General features: G+C 35.3%; 19 protein-coding genes and 1 tRNA gene. 17 read left to right on the top strand and 3 right to left on the bottom strand.

Features of this window, described 5'->3' with window-relative positions; genetic code table 11:
- Nucleotides 1–92: 92 nt before the first annotated feature.
- Nucleotides 93–166 (top strand) — tRNA-Arg (locus IGL98_RS13245).
- A 101-nt stretch (nt 167–267) separates the two neighbouring features.
- Here the strand turns inward: IGL98_RS13245 and IGL98_RS13240 are convergent.
- Together IGL98_RS13240 and IGL98_RS13235 are read right to left on the bottom strand one after the other, a co-directional pair.
- Nucleotides 268–918: a uracil-DNA glycosylase gene (locus tag IGL98_RS13240; protein WP_206843467.1), complete on the bottom strand. Its 651-nt coding sequence runs from the start codon at nt 916–918 to the stop codon at nt 268–270.
- 63 nt (nt 919–981) lie between these two features.
- A complete protein-coding gene (locus IGL98_RS13235; RefSeq protein ID WP_206843469.1) occupies nt 982–2,220 on the bottom strand; it encodes an aminopeptidase in 1,239 nt (412 codons plus the stop codon).
- 255 nt (nt 2,221–2,475) lie between these two features.
- On the opposite strand from IGL98_RS13235, the gene IGL98_RS13230 reads away from it, so the two are divergent.
- On the top strand, nt 2,476–3,048 hold the full coding sequence (locus IGL98_RS13230) for a TetR/AcrR family transcriptional regulator (RefSeq protein ID WP_206843472.1): 573 nt from the start codon (nt 2,476–2,478) through the stop codon (nt 3,046–3,048).
- An 84-nt stretch (nt 3,049–3,132) separates the two neighbouring features.
- Here IGL98_RS13230 and IGL98_RS13225 read toward each other — a convergent pair whose 3' ends face one another.
- The gene (locus IGL98_RS13225) at nt 3,133–3,576 is read right to left on the bottom strand and encodes a flavodoxin (RefSeq protein WP_206843474.1); all 444 of its coding nucleotides are present in this window, start codon (nt 3,574–3,576) and stop codon (nt 3,133–3,135) included.
- A gap of 337 nt (nt 3,577–3,913) precedes the next feature.
- On the opposite strand from IGL98_RS13225, the gene map reads away from it, so the two are divergent.
- The 15 genes from map (at nt 3,914) to IGL98_RS13150 (ending at nt 17,228) form a co-directional block, all read left to right on the top strand.
- Nucleotides 3,914–4,678, top strand: coding sequence for a type I methionyl aminopeptidase (gene map / locus IGL98_RS13220; protein ID WP_069646191.1), 765 nt, complete (start codon nt 3,914–3,916; stop codon nt 4,676–4,678).
- Nucleotides 4,679–4,697: 19 nt separating this feature from the next.
- Nucleotides 4,698–5,612 carry a YihY/virulence factor BrkB family protein gene (locus tag IGL98_RS13215; protein WP_206843476.1) on the top strand — a complete coding sequence of 305 codons (915 nt, stop codon included), beginning with the start codon at nt 4,698–4,700 and terminating at the stop codon, nt 5,610–5,612.
- Nucleotides 5,613–5,744: 132 nt separating this feature from the next.
- The gene (locus IGL98_RS13210) at nt 5,745–6,881 is read left to right on the top strand and encodes a glycosyltransferase family 4 protein (RefSeq protein WP_206843479.1); all 1,137 of its coding nucleotides are present in this window, start codon (nt 5,745–5,747) and stop codon (nt 6,879–6,881) included.
- A gap of 296 nt (nt 6,882–7,177) precedes the next feature.
- Nucleotides 7,178–7,960 (top strand): glycosyltransferase family 2 protein, encoded by a 783-nt coding sequence (locus tag IGL98_RS13205; RefSeq protein ID WP_206843481.1) that lies wholly within the window; start codon nt 7,178–7,180, stop codon nt 7,958–7,960.
- Nucleotides 7,960–8,793 carry a glycosyltransferase gene (locus tag IGL98_RS13200; RefSeq protein WP_206843483.1) on the top strand — a complete coding sequence of 278 codons (834 nt, stop codon included), beginning with the start codon at nt 7,960–7,962 and terminating at the stop codon, nt 8,791–8,793. The genes IGL98_RS13205 and IGL98_RS13200 overlap by 1 nt, the downstream gene beginning before the upstream one ends.
- Nucleotides 8,794–9,507, top strand: a complete 714-nt coding sequence (locus IGL98_RS13195) for a glycosyltransferase family 2 protein (protein WP_206843485.1) — start codon at nt 8,794–8,796, stop codon at nt 9,505–9,507.
- 129 nt (nt 9,508–9,636) lie between these two features.
- Nucleotides 9,637–10,506 carry a glucose-1-phosphate thymidylyltransferase RfbA gene (rfbA, locus tag IGL98_RS13190; RefSeq protein WP_206911796.1) on the top strand — a complete coding sequence of 290 codons (870 nt, stop codon included), beginning with the start codon at nt 9,637–9,639 and terminating at the stop codon, nt 10,504–10,506.
- An 11-nt stretch (nt 10,507–10,517) separates the two neighbouring features.
- Nucleotides 10,518–11,090, top strand: a complete 573-nt coding sequence (gene rfbC / locus IGL98_RS13185) for a dTDP-4-dehydrorhamnose 3,5-epimerase (RefSeq protein ID WP_206843488.1) — start codon at nt 10,518–10,520, stop codon at nt 11,088–11,090.
- Between the two features lie 24 nt (nt 11,091–11,114).
- Nucleotides 11,115–12,143 carry a dTDP-glucose 4,6-dehydratase gene (gene rfbB / locus IGL98_RS13180; RefSeq protein WP_206911797.1) on the top strand — a complete coding sequence of 343 codons (1,029 nt, stop codon included), beginning with the start codon at nt 11,115–11,117 and terminating at the stop codon, nt 12,141–12,143.
- 325 nt (nt 12,144–12,468) lie between these two features.
- Nucleotides 12,469–13,311 (top strand): dTDP-4-dehydrorhamnose reductase, encoded by an 843-nt coding sequence (rfbD, locus tag IGL98_RS13175; RefSeq protein WP_206843493.1) that lies wholly within the window; start codon nt 12,469–12,471, stop codon nt 13,309–13,311.
- Between the two features lie 16 nt (nt 13,312–13,327).
- Complete coding sequence (locus IGL98_RS13170) at nt 13,328–14,848, top strand: DUF2142 domain-containing protein (protein WP_339099643.1); 1,521 nt, start codon at nt 13,328–13,330, stop codon at nt 14,846–14,848.
- 20 nt (nt 14,849–14,868) lie between these two features.
- A complete protein-coding gene (locus IGL98_RS13165; RefSeq protein WP_206843498.1) occupies nt 14,869–15,597 on the top strand; it encodes a glycosyltransferase family 2 protein in 729 nt (242 codons plus the stop codon).
- Nucleotides 15,597–15,938 carry a DUF2304 domain-containing protein gene (locus IGL98_RS13160; RefSeq protein WP_206843500.1) on the top strand — a complete coding sequence of 114 codons (342 nt, stop codon included), beginning with the start codon at nt 15,597–15,599 and terminating at the stop codon, nt 15,936–15,938. The genes IGL98_RS13165 and IGL98_RS13160 overlap by 1 nt, the downstream gene beginning before the upstream one ends.
- A complete protein-coding gene (locus IGL98_RS13155) occupies nt 15,938–16,282 on the top strand; it encodes a hypothetical protein (RefSeq protein WP_206843502.1) in 345 nt (114 codons plus the stop codon). Before IGL98_RS13160 ends, IGL98_RS13155 begins: the two co-directional genes overlap by 1 nt.
- A 151-nt stretch (nt 16,283–16,433) precedes the next feature.
- On the top strand, nt 16,434–17,228 hold the full coding sequence (locus IGL98_RS13150) for an ABC transporter permease (RefSeq protein WP_206843504.1): 795 nt from the start codon (nt 16,434–16,436) through the stop codon (nt 17,226–17,228).
- The last annotated feature ends 17 nt before the right edge of the window (nt 17,229–17,245 follow it).

Below are 17,245 nucleotides of genomic sequence, written 5' to 3'. Positions count from 1 at the left end.
TTAGGAAAGTGATGCTGATTTTTATATCAGGATCGCTTTCTTTTTATTTTCATTGACACTGAATGAAAAGACTTCTAAAATAAATAAGGAATGTTCTCGTAGCTCAGTAGGATAGAGCGATCGCCTCCTAAGCGATAGGTCGCTGGTTCGATTCCAGTCGGGAACGTAAAAAACACCTGTCAATCGTTGATTTGATAGGTGTTTTATTTTATTTGTGCCAATAATATTTTGTTGAAATTGTCTTTTTATTCGATAAATTACCAACATCTAATTCAAATCACGATTTTTCAAAAGTGAGCCTAAAAGCAACCAATCAGACTCAATAACAGATTCAAGTTTTTGATTATAAAAAACAGCTGCAGGATGATAGATTGGGAACACCGGATAGCTTTCACTTGTTTCAGTGAGTTGATTTTTCTCTTTTGAATAGACCAAAATCGGTAAATGGAGCAACTGTCCGTGATTTTTTGAAATCGTATAATCATTTCCCCAAAGCCGCTGCAAACCAATATTGCCCATTGGTACAAAGATTTTTGGCTGGATCGTTTGGATTTCATAATCTAACAACGGGGCATAAGCTAATACCTCAGCCTTAGTAGGCGTTCGATTTGGATATTTTGTTTCAACAATTCCAGTTCTTTTATTGAGCTGTTCTTTTATACTGAAAGGTCGACTTCGAACAGCACTCGTAATATAGATATCTTCTCGGCTCAACCCTGAATTAGATAACCAACTATCCAGTTTTTTTCCTGATTTGCCGCTAAAAGGGATCTTTGTTTTTATTTCTGTTTCTCCCGGAGCTTCTCCAATCAGCATCAAGACTGCATTTTTAGGGCCTTTTCCAGAAAGAAACCCTTCTAAATTATGTCCGAGCATTTTTTGTTTGACTGCTTCAACTAGTTTTTTAGGATAGTTCATAATCGCATGTCTTCTCTCTAAAAAAACGCGCTGATTTATTCAATCAGCACGCTTTTGTTCTTTTTAAGCCCAATCACCGTTGCGGAAAATGGGAACTCGTGTGCCATCTTCTCTAATACCGTCGATATCCATTTTGTCTGATCCCACCATGAAATCAACATGAGTATGACTACGGTTTAGACCCGCTTCTTTTAGTTCTTCTTCACTCATTTCAGTTCCACCTTGCAGATTAAATGCATAAGCGGAGCCGAAAGCTAAATGATTTGAAGCATTTTCATCAAATAAAGTATTGTAGAAAATGATCCCAGATTGAGAAATCGGTGATGGATCTGGGACTAAAGCGACCTCACCTAAATGACGTGCACCTTCGTCTGTTTCAAGTAACTTCGCCAATACTTCTTCACCTTGTTCAGCAGAAAAGTCAATGACTTTACCGTCTTTAAATGTAAATTTCATACCAGAAATAGTTGTTCCAGCATAACTTAATGGTTTGGTACTAGAAACAACACCATCAACATGACGGCTATCAGGCGCTGTAAAAACTTCTTCTGTCGGCATATTGGCCATGAATTTTTCGCCACGAACGTTTTCGCTGCCAGCACCTTCCCATAAATGATTTTTGGGTAAGCCAATCACTAAGTCCGTGCCAGGTGCTGTATAGTGTAATGCTTTAAATTGTTCTTTATTTAATTCATCTGCTTTTGTAGCTAACTTGTTGTCATGTGCTTCCCATGCGGCAACTGGATCTGCTTCGTAAACACGAGTTGTTTTAAAGATTTCATCCCAAAGCGCATCGACTTGCTGTTCACTATCTTTTAAATCAGGGAAAACTTTAGCTGCCCATTCTTTACCAGCAGCAGCTACAACCGTCCAGCTGACTTTATTAGATTGAGTCGCTTTTCTTAAGTTAAACAAAGCTTTGCCAGAAGCTGATTGGAAAGCTGCTACACGATCTGCATCTACACCAGCTAAAGCATCAGGGTTGGAGGATACAACACTTATTCGGCTGGCGCCTTTATTGACCCAGTCATCTGTTTGATCTATTTTATGTTGAGGAATGTTTTCCAAGTATGTTTCGTCTGCATGTAATAAAAATTCACGTTGAACGATATCGTCATTCCATTGAACAATTACTTCGCCGGCCCCTAATTTATACGCTTCTTCTGTAATCAATCGTGCTAGAGGAGCTTGATCGACACTGATTTGTAAAACAATGCTTTGACCTTTTTGAACATTGACACCTGTTTCAACAATTAATCGAGCGTATTTTTTTAATGTCTCATTAAAATTTGGTAATGTCATAGAATGACCTCCTAGTTTTTCTTTCATATAACCGTTAATATCATAACACGTACAGTGCGTGAACTCAAACAAACGAGCCAGCTCAGCAGCTTATTTAATTCTGAAAAAAAGCTCTTGAAAGTCCCGTGTAATCAAATAAATAAAATAATATAAATCGAGGGACTAGTATTTTGCAGAATAAACAAATCGTGTTACAATAACTGTAGTATTTATATGGAAGCGTTGTAAAGGATAGGTAGAGGGGATTGAAAGATTATGGCAAGAAAAAAAACAATTACTAAAGATCAGATTTTAAATGCTGCATACGAAGTAGTGGCCACTGAAGGCTTTTCGAAATTCACCGCGCGAAACATTGCAACCAAAATGAAATGCTCAACACAACCTATTTACTTAGAATTCAAAAATATGGATGATTTAAAAGAAGAGTTATTTGAAAAGATCCATCAATATTTGGCAAAAGAAGTATTTCCTGTCAGACATACGGGTAACACTATTGTGGATCTAGCTTTGAATTACATTCACTTCGCCAAAAACGAAAGTAAATTATACCGTGCGTTATATTTAGAAGAATACGGCGGTGGAAAAAGAATGCAGGAATTTTCGTACAGCTACTTTTCCAATGCGGTCAAGAAAGACCCTGATTATGAGAAATTAAATGATACAGAGATCAATTCTCTTCATATGGGAACGTGGATTGTTGCAACAGGAATTGCAGCATTGATGACTTCTGGCATCATTCGTCCAAGTGATCAACAAATTGAACATTTAATGAGAGAAGCGATCGACCAGATATTAGAGCGGGATGAACCGATCGATATTGATAATTAAAAACAACTAAAAGTGGAGGCTGGAAGAAAACTCATTGAGTTTTCTTCCAGCCTCCTTTTGTCTAAATTCGTTGATTGCTACTAATTATTTTACAGCTTCTGCTAATTTTTTAGCAAAGGCTTCAAGATTTTGAATATCTTCTTCTTCAGCGGCTAAATCGACTTTTACGCTATCTGCTCCTTTTGTTGCCCCAATTTTTGCGAAAACAGCATCAAAGTCATCCACTGATTTACAAAACTCGTCGTAAAAAGTGTCGCCAGATCCGCAGACACCATAAGTTTTTCCTGATAGGTTGATTTCTTGTAACTCTTCATAGAAATCTACTATTTCATCAGGTAATTCACCATCACCATATGTGTATGTCGCAATGACACAGATGTCCGCATCCTCAAAATCTTCAGGATCAACTTGTGTACATTCATTGATTTCAACTTCAATATCTAAATTTTCAAAAGCTTCAGCAACAATATCTGCGATTTCTTCTGTATTTCCAGTCATACTTGCATAAACGATTTTAGCTAAGGTCATTAGATTTCCTCCTTCAAATAATACAACCTTGATTATATCAGAAGAACGAAGGTTGTGTAAATTACAAAATTGAGGATAGAAACTAAGAAGTTGCTTCTATGACACCGTTTATGGGAGGTAAGAGACCAAAAAAAAGAATGAAATCTATTTTTTACAACTACTTTTCAGTGAAATTTTCATAAATTATGATAAAATACTCTTATATAAAGATTATCTAGCTCCACGGGCTAGTCTCGTATTTTTCTAAGAGACTGAACGAGTCCGCTGCGCTTTTATCTTTTCCAGTAAAAGCTGACCAAGCTCTTTCAGCTTTTAAATTTTAGGAGGACGATATTGAATGATTACACTAAAATCACCAAGAGAAATTGAAATGATGGATGAATCTGGAGAATTATTGGCAGATGTTCATCGTCATTTACGTACGTTTATCAAACCAGGTGTTACGAGTTGGGATATTGAAGTATTCGTAAGAGACTTTATTGAAAGCCACGGCGGAATTGCCGCACAAATTGGGTTTGAAGACTATAAATATGCGACATGTTGCAGTATCAATGATGAGATTTGCCATGGTTTTCCTCGGAAAAAACCTTTAAAAGACGGTGATTTGATCAAAGTAGATATGTGTATTGATTTAAAAGGCGCTGTATCAGATTCTTGCTGGGCTTATGTAGTAGGTAAATCAACGCCTGAATTGGATCATTTAATGGAAGTAACGAGAAAAGCATTGTATCTTGGGATTGAGCAAGCCCAAGTCGGTAATCGTATTGGTGACATCGGACACGCAATTCAAACGTATGTTGAAAGTGAAAACTTATCTGTTGTAAGAGATTTTGTAGGTCATGGCATTGGCCCGACTATTCATGAAAGCCCAGTTATTCCTCATTATGGTGAACCAGGAAAAGGGTTGCGCTTAAAAGAAGGGATGGTCATTACGATCGAACCTATGGTCAACACAGGAACTTGGCGGATGAAAATGGATCCAAATGGCTGGACAGCGTATACTTTAGATGGCGGCATCAGCTGCCAATTTGAACATACATTGGCTATTACCAAAGATGGACCCAAAATTTTAACTTCTCAAGGAGAAGAAATGACATATTAATCAATTAGAGGAGAATTTTATGAAACTGGTGGACAAAGTAAAGAGCAATGAAAAATTAATGCGTTTCATTGAAACAACGCAAAATCGCATGATTGATTCAGAGATTGGAAATACGTCGGTCGTGGTAGCTTACTATTTACTTTTGTCCCTGTTTCCTCTATTGATTGCGGTGGGGAATCTCCTGCCTTACTTACATATCGACCCAAACGAAGTACTGCCCTACATAGCTGAAGCAATACCTAAGGCTATTTTTGATGATTTAAAACCAGCAATTCAATCTTTACTAACTCAACGATCAGGTGGTTTGCTATCAATCTCTGCATTGGCAGCTTTATGGAGTGCTAGCCAAAGTATCAATGCATTGCAGACAGCTATGAATAAAGCATTTGGTGTTGAGCCTCGTAAAAACTTTATTATTGTCCGTATTATGTCTTTGCTGGTGATTCTCTTATTTATGATCGCGATCGTGGGGGTTGTTGGTGTATTAGGTTTAGGCAAAACAATCTTAGATTGGCTGCAACCAATATTCCATTTCTCAACTGATTTTATTGACACCTTTCAAGCCTTGAAATGGCCGATTACCTCATTAGTTCTGCTGGTTATCATGTGCTTGATTTATCGTGTTGTACCTAATGCGAAATTAACTTTTCGTTCAATTATACCAGGAGCGGTGTTTGCGACTGTGGGCTGGATGTTATTGTCACAGGCTTTTGGTTTGTATATCAAATATTTCAGCTCAAAAATTGCTAGTTATCAAATCATAGGAAGTTTTATTATATTGATGTTATGGCTAAATTTAGCCGCAACGATCATTATTTTAGGCGGTATCATCAATGCAGTTGTCAAAGAATATATATCAAATGAAAAAATTCAGCACCGCTATGGGTTGATCAACCGTCTGATGGATAAAATAAAAGAAAAATTAAAGAAATAGACCGAATGCTTTTGATTCAAATAAACAAGTAGAAGTTTTGGCTTTTCCGCCCAGTGGAAACACTTGTTCCAACTTGTAAATGTGGAATGATTCGGTATAATATACGATGTACATTAAGAAAGTAGGTTCATCATGTCGATGTTTATTTATGAAATTGTTATCCGTCTATTTCTGACGTTTATTTTATCCTTGATTGTGACGCCGATCGTCAAGTTGTTGGCGTTTAGAATAGGAGCCTATGACGCTCCAGGCGAAAGAAGAGTAAATACTAAGAATATGCCTACGGCTGGAGGATTAGGTATCTATTTTGTCTTTTCATTTTCTTGCTTAGTTATGTTTCAGTCAATTATACCGATCGATTATATCTGGCCAATTATTTTAGGAGCCGGGATCGTCGTTGCGACAGGTTTGATCGATGACATCTATGAATTATCACCAAAGAAAAAAACATTAGGAATTTTACTTGGTGCACTAGTCATCTATTTTGTGGCAGACATTCGGATCGATGCTGTAACTTTACCTTTATTAGGTCACATAGATTTACGCTGGTTTAGTTTACCATTGACCTTGTTTTGGATATTTGCTATTACAAATGCGGTTAATTTGATTGATGGTTTGGATGGACTTGCTTCTGGGGTTTCGATCATCAGTTTGGCAACGATTGGGGTAATCGGTTATTTTTTCCTTCATGCGAAAACGGTTTATATTCCAATTGTGATTTTTGTTTTAGTTGTTAGTATTGCGGGTTTTTTCCCATATAATTTTTATCCCGCCAAGATTTTTTTGGGAGATACTGGAGCGTTATTTTTAGGGTTTATGATTGCGGTCATGTCATTACAAGGGTTGAAGAATGCCACATTTATTACAGTGATCACACCGATGATTATTTTAGGTGTACCAATCACGGACACGGTTTATGCCATTATTCGCCGTTTGATGAATAAACGTCCGATATCTTCTGCTGACAAGATGCATTTACATCATCGTTTGCTGTCACTTGGGTTTACTCATAAAGGTGCAGTGATGACGATTTATGGTTTAGCTTTGGTCTTTTCATTTGTTGCGTTGCTGTTTAGTTATGCAAGTAATGTTGCATCGATTCTGTTGATTGTTTTTAGCGCAATTGGGTTAGAATTGTTTATTGAAATGATTGGTTTAGTTGGTGAAAATCATCAACCATTGATGTATATTTTACGTATGTTTGGAAACCGTGAGTTTCGTCATCAGCAATTAGAAAAAAGATTAGGCAAACATTCTAAGAAAAAGTAAAAAAATAATGGGAATCTTTGCTGGAATTTTAAGCTGTGTTATAATTTATTGATTAAGTAAAATAGGAGAGCGGGACAAAACTCTGTAAGTTTTGCTCCGCTCTCCTAGAATTCAGCTAAATAATGAGTGGATCTGTGGCGTATGAAGCTTTGTACATAAGGAAAAACTTCTTACTCTAGCGAATCGAACTTAGCGACAAAGAACTAGAAACAGTTACTGCTTCACTTTTTGTGAAGATGGGCTGGAGTAGATAATGACTAGCTTGATTTATCTGATTTTAAACGAGGTGCAAAAATATGAATGATAGAATAACGATTTCCATTGTTACTCACAATAGCCGTCATATTTTTGATGTGCTTGATAATTTAAAAATTGAATTAGGTCTAGAATCAAAATATGACATACATATATTTGACAATGCTTCCGAGAAAAGTTATATAGATCAACTTGAACGTTATGGTTCATTTATTTTCTTGCACAAATCCAAAGAAAATAAGGGATTTGGCTATGGACACAATCAAGTGCTGAATAATGTCGTAACGCGTTATGCTGTCATTTTTAATCCAGATGTTTTGATCACAAAAGATGCCTTGGATGAAATGATTCGACGTATAAAAGAAGATGAGCAGTCGGCAGCTGTTTGTCCTAAGGTATTGAACTCAGATGGAACAACGCAATATTTAGTACGTCAAAAATTAGATGTATTCGATTATATGCTGCGATTTGTCCCGTTTCAATCGATTAAAAAATTATTTGATAAGCGCTTGAGTTATTATGAATGCCGCGATTTACCAGACGATCAAACAACCTATATTAAGATGGGCTCCGGCTGTTTTATGGTGATTGATATCGATAAGTTTAAACAAGTCGGTGGTTTTGATGAGCGATTCTTTATGTATTTCGAAGACAATGATCTTTGTTTGAGTTTTGGAAAAGCAGGTTATAAAATTTTGTATACCCCTTTTGAAACCGTGATTCACTTGTATGAAAAAGGGGCACACAAAAATAAGAAATTATTTAAAATATTTTTACAATCAATGATTAAATTTTTCAATAAATGGGGCTGGAGGTTTTTCTAGTGGAGAATAAGTTGGTTATTACGCTTGTTTTATATCAAACGGAATTCTCAAAAACACCCAATTATGCTTATGTAAAAAGAGTGATCTTAGAAAAAAAATCAGTTTATCTATTTATTTACGATAATAGTCCAAATGCGCAAGATGATGAGTTGTTTTATATGGAAAATGTTCGTTATATCCATGATGAAGCAAATCCAGGATTGGCTAAAGCTTATAACGCAGGAGGACAGTTTCTTAGAGAAGTTCAAGGTGACGTAATGTTGTTATTGGATCAAGATACTTTGCTTGATGGGAATTATCTTGAAACACTTTTAGGTTTGCCGTTAGACTCAGAAGTCGGAGCGTATGTTCCAATTGTCAGTTCTCATGGTAGACAAATATCTCCAGTGTTTTCTGATGAATATGTTGGTCGTCAATCTGAGTTGCCAAAAGCTGGTGTTTATTCAGAAAGACTTATGAGCATTAATTCTGGAACCGTCATCCCTTTTACTACATTGAGCAGTATTGGTTCATTCAACTTAGATTTTCCTTTGGATTTTTTAGATCATTGGCTTTTTTGGAAGATTCATCAATTAGATAAAAAAATTAGTGTTTTAGATCATCATTTGGCACACGACCTATCTGTGCTAGATTATCGAATGATCAACAGTAAACGATATGAATCGATCATTAGTGGAGAAACGCTATACTATAAGAAGTATGAACAAGATAAATTTTACCATCACAGAAGACACTTGCTTTTAAGAACGGTCAAACAATTTTTACGGGTCAAGAATCGTAAAATTTGGCGGCGGACGTTCTTAGAGTATCGATCACTATTGAAAGGAAAATAAATGATCTCAGTTTGTATTGCGACATATAATGGAGAAAAATATTTAGAAGAACAACTTGATAGTATTTTGCCTCAATTGGACTCTCGTGATGAGCTGATTATATCAGATGATGGATCTAAAGATGCAACATTGGCTATCATCAAGCGATATACAGCACAAGATCAGCGGATAAAATTCTTTAAAGGACCTGGAAAAGGTGTGATTGCTAATTTTGAATTTGCTATCAACCAAAGTCAGGGTGAATTTATTTTCTTAGCAGATCAAGATGATGTCTGGCTGCCTGAAAAAGTTCAAACGACATTAGATTTTTTTGCTGCTCATCCTAAAATAGATTTAGTGATCAGCGACTTAGTGATCGTAAATGAACATTTGGAAGTGATCGAGCCTTCGTATTTTGAGTATCGAAAAGTGAGATTAGGCTTTCTTCACAACATCGTAAAAAATAAATATATTGGTGCAGGCATGGCTTTTCGCAGCAGGTTAAAGACAAGAATCTTACCAATTCCTGCCAAAGTTCCTATGCATGATATGTGGATTGGTTTGATTGCGGCATATAGAAACAAGAGCGCATTGATACCTCAAAAGCTTACCTTGTATCGTAGACATAGCAACAATGCAAGTGAAATCAATACAAAAGCCAGTTTTTTTCAACAATTGAAATGGCGCTGTGCAATTAGTTACGTACTTTTCAAAAGAATATTTTTTAATTCATAGAAAACAGCTACTTTACAGTTTTGTAAAATATTCTTAAAATGAATGACAATCATAGCTAATAATGCAATAATAACAGATAGTGAAGTTAGTAAATAACAATAAAATAAATTAGTATAAGGAGTTTTTTTCATGAAAGGGATCATCTTAGCTGGAGGAAGTGGAACCAGACTTTATCCATTAACAAAAGCCACATCAAAACAATTAATGCCTATCTATGACAAACCAATGATCTATTATCCAATGTCAACATTGATGTTAGCAGGTATCAAGGAGATTCTGATCATTTCGACACCTGATGATACACCTCGCTTTGAAAGCTTATTCGGTGACGGTAAAGATCTAGGTATTCATATTGAATATGCGGTTCAAGAAAGTCCTGATGGTTTAGCACAAGCATTTATTATTGGGGAAGAATTTATTGGCGATGATAGTGTGTGTTTAGTTTTAGGTGATAATATTTATTATGGCGGCGGTCTATCAAATATGTTGCAGCGTGCAGCATCAAAAGAAAACGGAGCCACTGTTTTCGGATATCATGTGAATGATCCAGAGCGTTTTGGTGTAGTTGAATTTGATAACGAGATGACGGCTCTTTCAATTGAAGAAAAACCTGAGAAACCAAAATCAAATTATGCGGTTACTGGTTTATATTTTTATGACAACGATGTAATCGAAATCGCTAAAAATATCAAACCTTCTGATCGTGGTGAATTAGAAATCACAGATGTAAACAAAGTTTATTTAGAAAAAAATAAATTATCTGTTGAAGTGATGGGACGTGGGTTTGCGTGGTTAGACACAGGAACTCATGAATCACTTTTGGAAGCATCGACTTTTATTGAAACAATCGAGAAACGTCAAAACTTAAAAGTAGCTTGTTTAGAAGAAATTGCGTATCGAATGAGTTATATCACGAAAGAGCAATTGATTGAACTTGCGCAACCATTGAAGAAAAATGGGTATGGACAGTATTTATTAAGATTGGCAGAAACGGACTAGGGGCGAATAAAATGAAAGTTATTGACACAAAGTTACAAGACGTAAAAATCATTGAAATGGACGTATTTGGCGATCACCGCGGCTTTTTTACAGAAAGCTATTCTAAAGAAAAATTTGCTGAACAAGGATTGGATTTTGATTTTGTACAAGATAATCATTCTCTTTCAAGTGAAGCGGGCGTATTGCGTGGCTTGCATTTTCAAAAAGGCGAAGCAGCTCAAACAAAGCTGATCCGTGTTGTGACGGGTGCGGTTTTAGATGTGATTGTTGATATCCGTAAAGGCAGTCCAACCTATGGTCAATGGGAAGGTTATATTTTGTCAGAACATAACCATCGTCAATTGTTGGTACCTAAAGGTTATGCGCATGGCTTTGTAACGTTGACACCAAATGTTAACTTTATGTATAAGTGTGATAATTATTATAATGCGCCTGCAGATGGCGGGATTGCTTTTGATGATCCAGATTTAGCGATTGATTGGCCAATTGATATTCAAAAAGCCATTACATCTGAAAAAGATAAAAATCACCCAACATTAAAAGAATTTGAATCTGAGAATTCTTTTGTTTATGGTAAAATCTAAAAAAATTTAGGAGCGATCTTGAAGATGAAAAACATCATTGTTACTGGTGGAGCTGGCTTTATCGGATCAAACTTTGTTCATTATGTAGTGAACAATCATCCAGAAGTCCATGTCACCGTATTAGATAAATTAACGTACGCAGGGAATAAAAAAAATCTTGAAGGACTACCAACGGATCGTGTTGAATTAGTTGTCGGCGATATCGCAGATGCTGAATTAGTCGATCGATTAGTTCAAAAGACGGATGCCGTGGTTCATTATGCGGCAGAATCTCATAACGATAATTCGTTGAATGATCCATTTCCGTTTGTACAAACAAATATTATCGGCACGTACACTTTAGTTGAAGCTTGCCGCAAACATAACGTGCGTTACCACCATGTTTCGACGGATGAAGTTTATGGTGATTTACCATTACGAGAGGATTTACCAGGACACGGTGAAGGTGAAGGTGAAAAATTCACTGCTGAAACACCTTATAACCCTTCTAGTCCTTACTCTTCAACAAAAGCAGGTTCAGACTTGCTAGTAAAAGCTTGGGGACGTTCGTTTGGCTTAAAAGCAACAATTTCTAATTGTTCAAATAATTATGGACCTTACCAACATATTGAAAAATTTATTCCGCGCCAAATTACTAACTTATTGAGCGGAATCACACCTAAATTATATGGTGCTGGTAAAAATGTTCGCGATTGGATTCATACAAATGATCACTCTTCAGCTGTTTGGACGATCCTAACTAAAGGAAAACTCGGTGAAACATACTTAATCGGGGCTGACGGGGAAGAAGATAATAAAGCTGTAATGGAATTGATTTTAGAATTAATGGGTCAACCAAAAGATGCATACGAACATGTAAATGATCGTCCTGGTCATGATCTGCGTTATGCAATCGATTCTTCAAAACTACGTGAAGAATTAGGCTGGACGCCTGAATTCACTAATTTCCGTGATGGTTTAGCAGATACAGTTAAATGGTATACAGAAAATTCAGATTGGTGGGAAGCAGATAAAGCAGCTGTGGAAGCCAATTATGCTAAAAACGGTCAATAAATAGGTATTATATATTCAATAATACTTTACATCAAATTTTAACCGAATAAGATTAAAATAATGAGTTGTTGAGCGTGGAACAAAACTAAAAATGGTTTTGCTCCACGCTCTAAATACGAAACGAAAGCTAGGCATAAGAAAACGTAACTTATTTTTCATTACTAAATTGGTGTCTGTTTCTATTATCTAGCTTCACGAGCTGATCTCTCTTAAAAAACATAAGAATTGAAAGTGAGAAAGAGCGTCACGGTCAATTTTTCTTGATTTTAAGTTGAGAAAAGACAAGCCTGCTATGTGCTTTTAAATTTACGAGGAGGAAACAAGAATGATACTTTTAACTGGTGGTAATGGGCAACTTGGTACAGAGTTACGTCATTTGTTAGACGAACAAGGAGTGGAGTACGTTTCCACAGATTCAAAGGAATTAGATATTACAGATGCAGAGAAGACAATGGCGTATATCGCAAATTTAAAGCCTGAATTGATTTATCATTGTGCAGCTTATACAGCCGTAGATAAAGCAGAAGACGAAGGCAAAGAATTAGATGAGAAAATCAATGTGGATGGCACACGTAATGTTGCAGTTGCAGCAAAAGCCGTCGATGCAACTTTGGTTTATATCAGTACAGATTACGTATTTGATGGGACTAAAAAAGATGATACGTATAAAACCGATGATCAAACCAATCCTCAAAACGAATATGGACGCACAAAATTATTGGGTGAACAAATTGTTCAGGAGGTCATGGAAAAATATTACATCATCCGTACTTCTTGGGTGTTTGGTCAATATGGGCATAACTTTGTCTTTACAATGCAAAAACTGGCTGAAACACGCGATCAATTGACTGTCGTTAATGATCAATTTGGCCGTCCGACTTGGACAAGAACCTTAGCTGAATTTATGGTATTTGTTGTAAAAGAAGATGCTCCTTATGGCGTTTATCATCTATCGAATGACAATAGTTGTAGCTGGTACGAATTTGCTAAAGAAATTTTGAAAAATACAAATGTAGAAATTTTACCAGTAGATTCAAGCAAGTTTCCGCAAAAAGCAACTCGACCTAAATATTCTGTGATGGATCTTACTAAGACTAAAGAGCTAGGATTTGAAATTCCAACATGGGAAAAAGCGTTGGAAGAAATGTTGAACGGTATAAAAAAATAGGAGGAAAAGAGTTTTGGTGTTAGGTGAGAAATTTAAAGGGTGGTTCAAGGTAGCGTTTAAACAAAGATGGAAATATTTAGTAGCACTGCTTGTAATTTTTACAGTTTTTACACTGTACTTTTTTCAATTTTCCGGTATTCCTAAAAAAATCTTGTTACTGACGGGTTTATTTAGTGGGCTGGGCATCTTATTGATAGGAAAGAATCTAGCTAAAAGTACATTTTGGATTATTATACTGATGGGGTCATTGTTTACCTTTATCACACCAGTTTTAGATACACCAGATGAACACGCACATTTTTCAAGAGCCGTATATCTTTCGGAGGGTAATTTTGGAATGAGCGATAAGGCCGATAAATTGAAAATTTCTAAAGACTTTAGTGTTGTCTTAGATCGTGTCCATCAAAATTATCACAATGATTTAAAAAAACAGCATCATACAAAGAAACAAAATGAAGAAACAATTATTTCACTTACTGCAACCTATTCATTTATTAGTTATGTACCACAAGCTATTGGTTGGTCATTAGGTAAGTTGCTGAATCTTAATCTGTATTGGAGTTTTTATTTAGGAAGATTGATCAATTTGATCGTTTATGCAATTTTGTCTTATTTTGCTATAAAAAATGTGAAAAAATTCAAGGTTCCAATGGCAGTTGTTACAACGTTACCAATGGCGGTTTATCTGGCTGCATCCTATAATCAAGATGGAGTTTCATATGGATTAGTGTTCTTAGCCTTGTCTTTATTCATTAATTTTATTACAGACGAAGCAAAAATAGAAGCGAAGGAAGTTGGGGTATTTTTACTATTATGCGGTATTTTAGCTACTTGCAAATTACCTTATGTCATGCTGGCAGGTATATTGATTTTTATTAAACCAAGTCAATATAAAAATAGAAAAACCTATCTATTCGCTTGGGGTGCTGTGATTTTAGCTGCACTGATTGCGTTGCTTTGGTATTATTATTATACAACATTTACACCAGCAAATAGAGTTTCAGAAAAAGATCCAACTGAACAATTGAAATTTATGGTACACAATGTGCCAACCGCAATTAGGTTGATGTTTTCTGGAATAGTAGATTCAATCAGTAAGTATCACGAGCTGTTTACTTTTGGCTGGTTTTCTTATGGATCGCCACATATTTGGTTTATGTATTTAGTTTATATGGGCGGGTTGTTTGTCTTTTATCCATTAGAAATAAAGGCAAAGTATTATTTGAATACTTTAGGTGTTGCGATTGTTATGTTAGGGATTATTTTCGCAATTAATTTAAGTCAATATTTGACGTGGACACCTGTTGGACTAGGAACTGTAGAAGGTGTACAAGGCAGATATTATATTGGATTACTTGTTTTGATACCGATTTTTGTCAATAGTTCAAAACTTTTTTATCCAAAAACTGAATTAAGCGAACAAAGAGAGTTAATGAAAAAGTCTGAACATGCTCAGAATATTTGGGTTTTATCTATAGCAAGTTATTTCTTATTGACAATGATATTACTCACTTTAGGAAACTATTATAAAGGCTAATTACAAAGGAGTAAGATGAATTGAAAATATTATTAATTATACCTTCATATAATGAGGAAGAAAATATTTTAAATACAATAATGTCTATTGAAAATTTCAAAAAAGACAATAGTCATAATTATCCATATACCATTGATTATGTGGTAATCAATGACGGTTCAACAGATAAAACTCAAGAGATTATAGAAAAAAATGAAATTAATGCAGTTCATTTGGTTATGAATTTAGGAATCGGTGGAGCTGTCCAAACAGGGTATCGATATGCGGAAGAAAATAATTACGATGTTGCTGTTCAGTTTGATGGGGATGGACAGCACGACATCAACAGTTTAGATTTTGTCGTACAGCCAATAATAAAAAAAGAAGCGGATTTCGTGATTGGCTCAAGGTTTTTACCAAACCAAAAAGCTGACTTTCAAACAACGTTTATGCGCCGTGTAGGAATTAAGATCCTATCTTTCTTGATTTACCTTTCAACAGGGACTAAAGTTTATGATGTAACTTCTGGGTATCGGGCTTGTAATAAAGGTATCATCGCTTATTTTTCAAAAAAATATCCGACGAGTTATCCTGAACCTGAGTCAACGGTGCATTTGCTTAAAAAGAAATTCAAAATCAAGGAAGTTGCTGTTAATATGATGGAGCGATCTGGTGGACAATCCTCGATTCGTTCATTTACTTCCATCAAATACATGTTTGAAGTAAGTATTGCGATCATTGTTTCAGGTTTTATGCGGGAGGGAGACTAATGAGTCCGATTTTAAGAATTGAAATGCTGATTTTCTCGTTGCTCTTTTTTGTTTATATTATTCGTTCGATCAATAAAAATATTTTCTTGTTGAAAAATGCGATTAGATGGTTGTTTATATCTGCTGGGTTAGTGATCTGTGCTATTTTTCCTAAATTACCAGAATGGTTAGGTAATTTGCTAGGCTTTGAAACAACCTCTAATTTTTTATTGATCGCGGCAATCTTTGTTTTGCTACTTATCGAAATCAAAAATTCCGCTTTGTTATCAAAGCAGCAAAATCAAATAAAACTGTTAATTCAAGAACTTTCAATGTTGAAAGATAAAAAGGAGAAAAAATAATGTTATTATTCTTAATATATGTCGTTTTATCAACTTCAGGTTTGATTTTAGTGAAGTTAGGCTCGCAAGCAAATTCAATTCAGATCACGAATGCTGTTTTTTCTTTTTCCATGTCTTTTACAACGATCATAGGATTTTTATGCTATATGTTTAGTTTTGTTTTATGGATGGTCATCATTAGTAAATCAGAAGTGTCCTATATTGTTCCGATGGGTGTTGCCTTTACAAATATTGCTGTGTTAATAGGTTCTAAACTTATTTTGCAAGAACAAGTTTCACTTGGCACGGTTATCGGAACTGGAGTCATCATTTTAGGGATCGCTATTATCCAAATTGCCAAATAAAAAGCCTTTAAAATCAACATTCAGAGTTTAAATCTTAAGAAAATACTTACATAACTTGAAAAAAGTGTGCATATTCTTTAAACTAGTAATGTTATGCAGCTTATTTTTAGTAGAAATATAAAAGCGATGGAATAGGAAAGGAAAAGAGTCAATGATACGAGAAACACTATCCATTTTTAAAAATATTTTTGAAAATAGAAAACTGTTGGTGCAGTTTTCATTTAATGATTTTAAATCAAAGTATGCAGGTTCTGCACTAGGAATCATCTGGGCATTTATTACACCTCTAGTTACTGTGTTGACGTATTGGTTTGTTTTTTCGCAAATTCGTGAACGTGGTGCCGATGAGCAGTATCCGTTTATCGTATATCTAGTGACGGGTTTGATACCGTGGTTCTTTTTCTCAGACTCATTGATGTCTGCAACAAATGTTTTTAGAGAATATAGCTATTTAGTGAAAAAAGTAGTATTTAATGTACAAATTTTGCCAACATCGAAGATTTTGTCAAGTTTGTATACCCATCTCTTTTTTATTGTGATTGGTTTTGGTATTACGTCATTAAGTGGTATTTATCCGACATGGCAAGGCTTACAATTGATTTATTACTTATTCTGTTTAATCATTTTCTTAACAGGGGTTACTTGGTTAACAGCTTCTACACAGCCTTTTTTACCAGATATCATGCAATTTATCAATGTAGCAATGCAAACGATTATGTGGACATTACCAATTTTATGGAACCCAACTGGGTGGTATGTAAAAATTTTAAAACTAAATCCACTTTACTACATCGTGCAAGGATATCGTGATTCATTTACAGGTGGCGCTTGGTTTTGGGAACGTTGGCAGTATGGTTTGTATTTTTGGGGCTTTACTCTTGTTCTTTTGTTAATTGGTTCAACTGTATTTAGACGTTTGAAACCTCATTTTTCAGATGTATTATAACGTATAGGAGAGTAAAT

This window comes from Enterococcus sp. DIV0840, assembly GCF_050527835.1.
In the GTDB taxonomy this organism is placed as follows: domain Bacteria; phylum Bacillota; class Bacilli; order Lactobacillales; family Enterococcaceae; genus Enterococcus_L; species Enterococcus_L ureasiticus.
The sequence above is the reverse complement of the archived record's forward strand: the minus strand, read 5'-3'. Positions and strand labels throughout refer to the sequence as shown.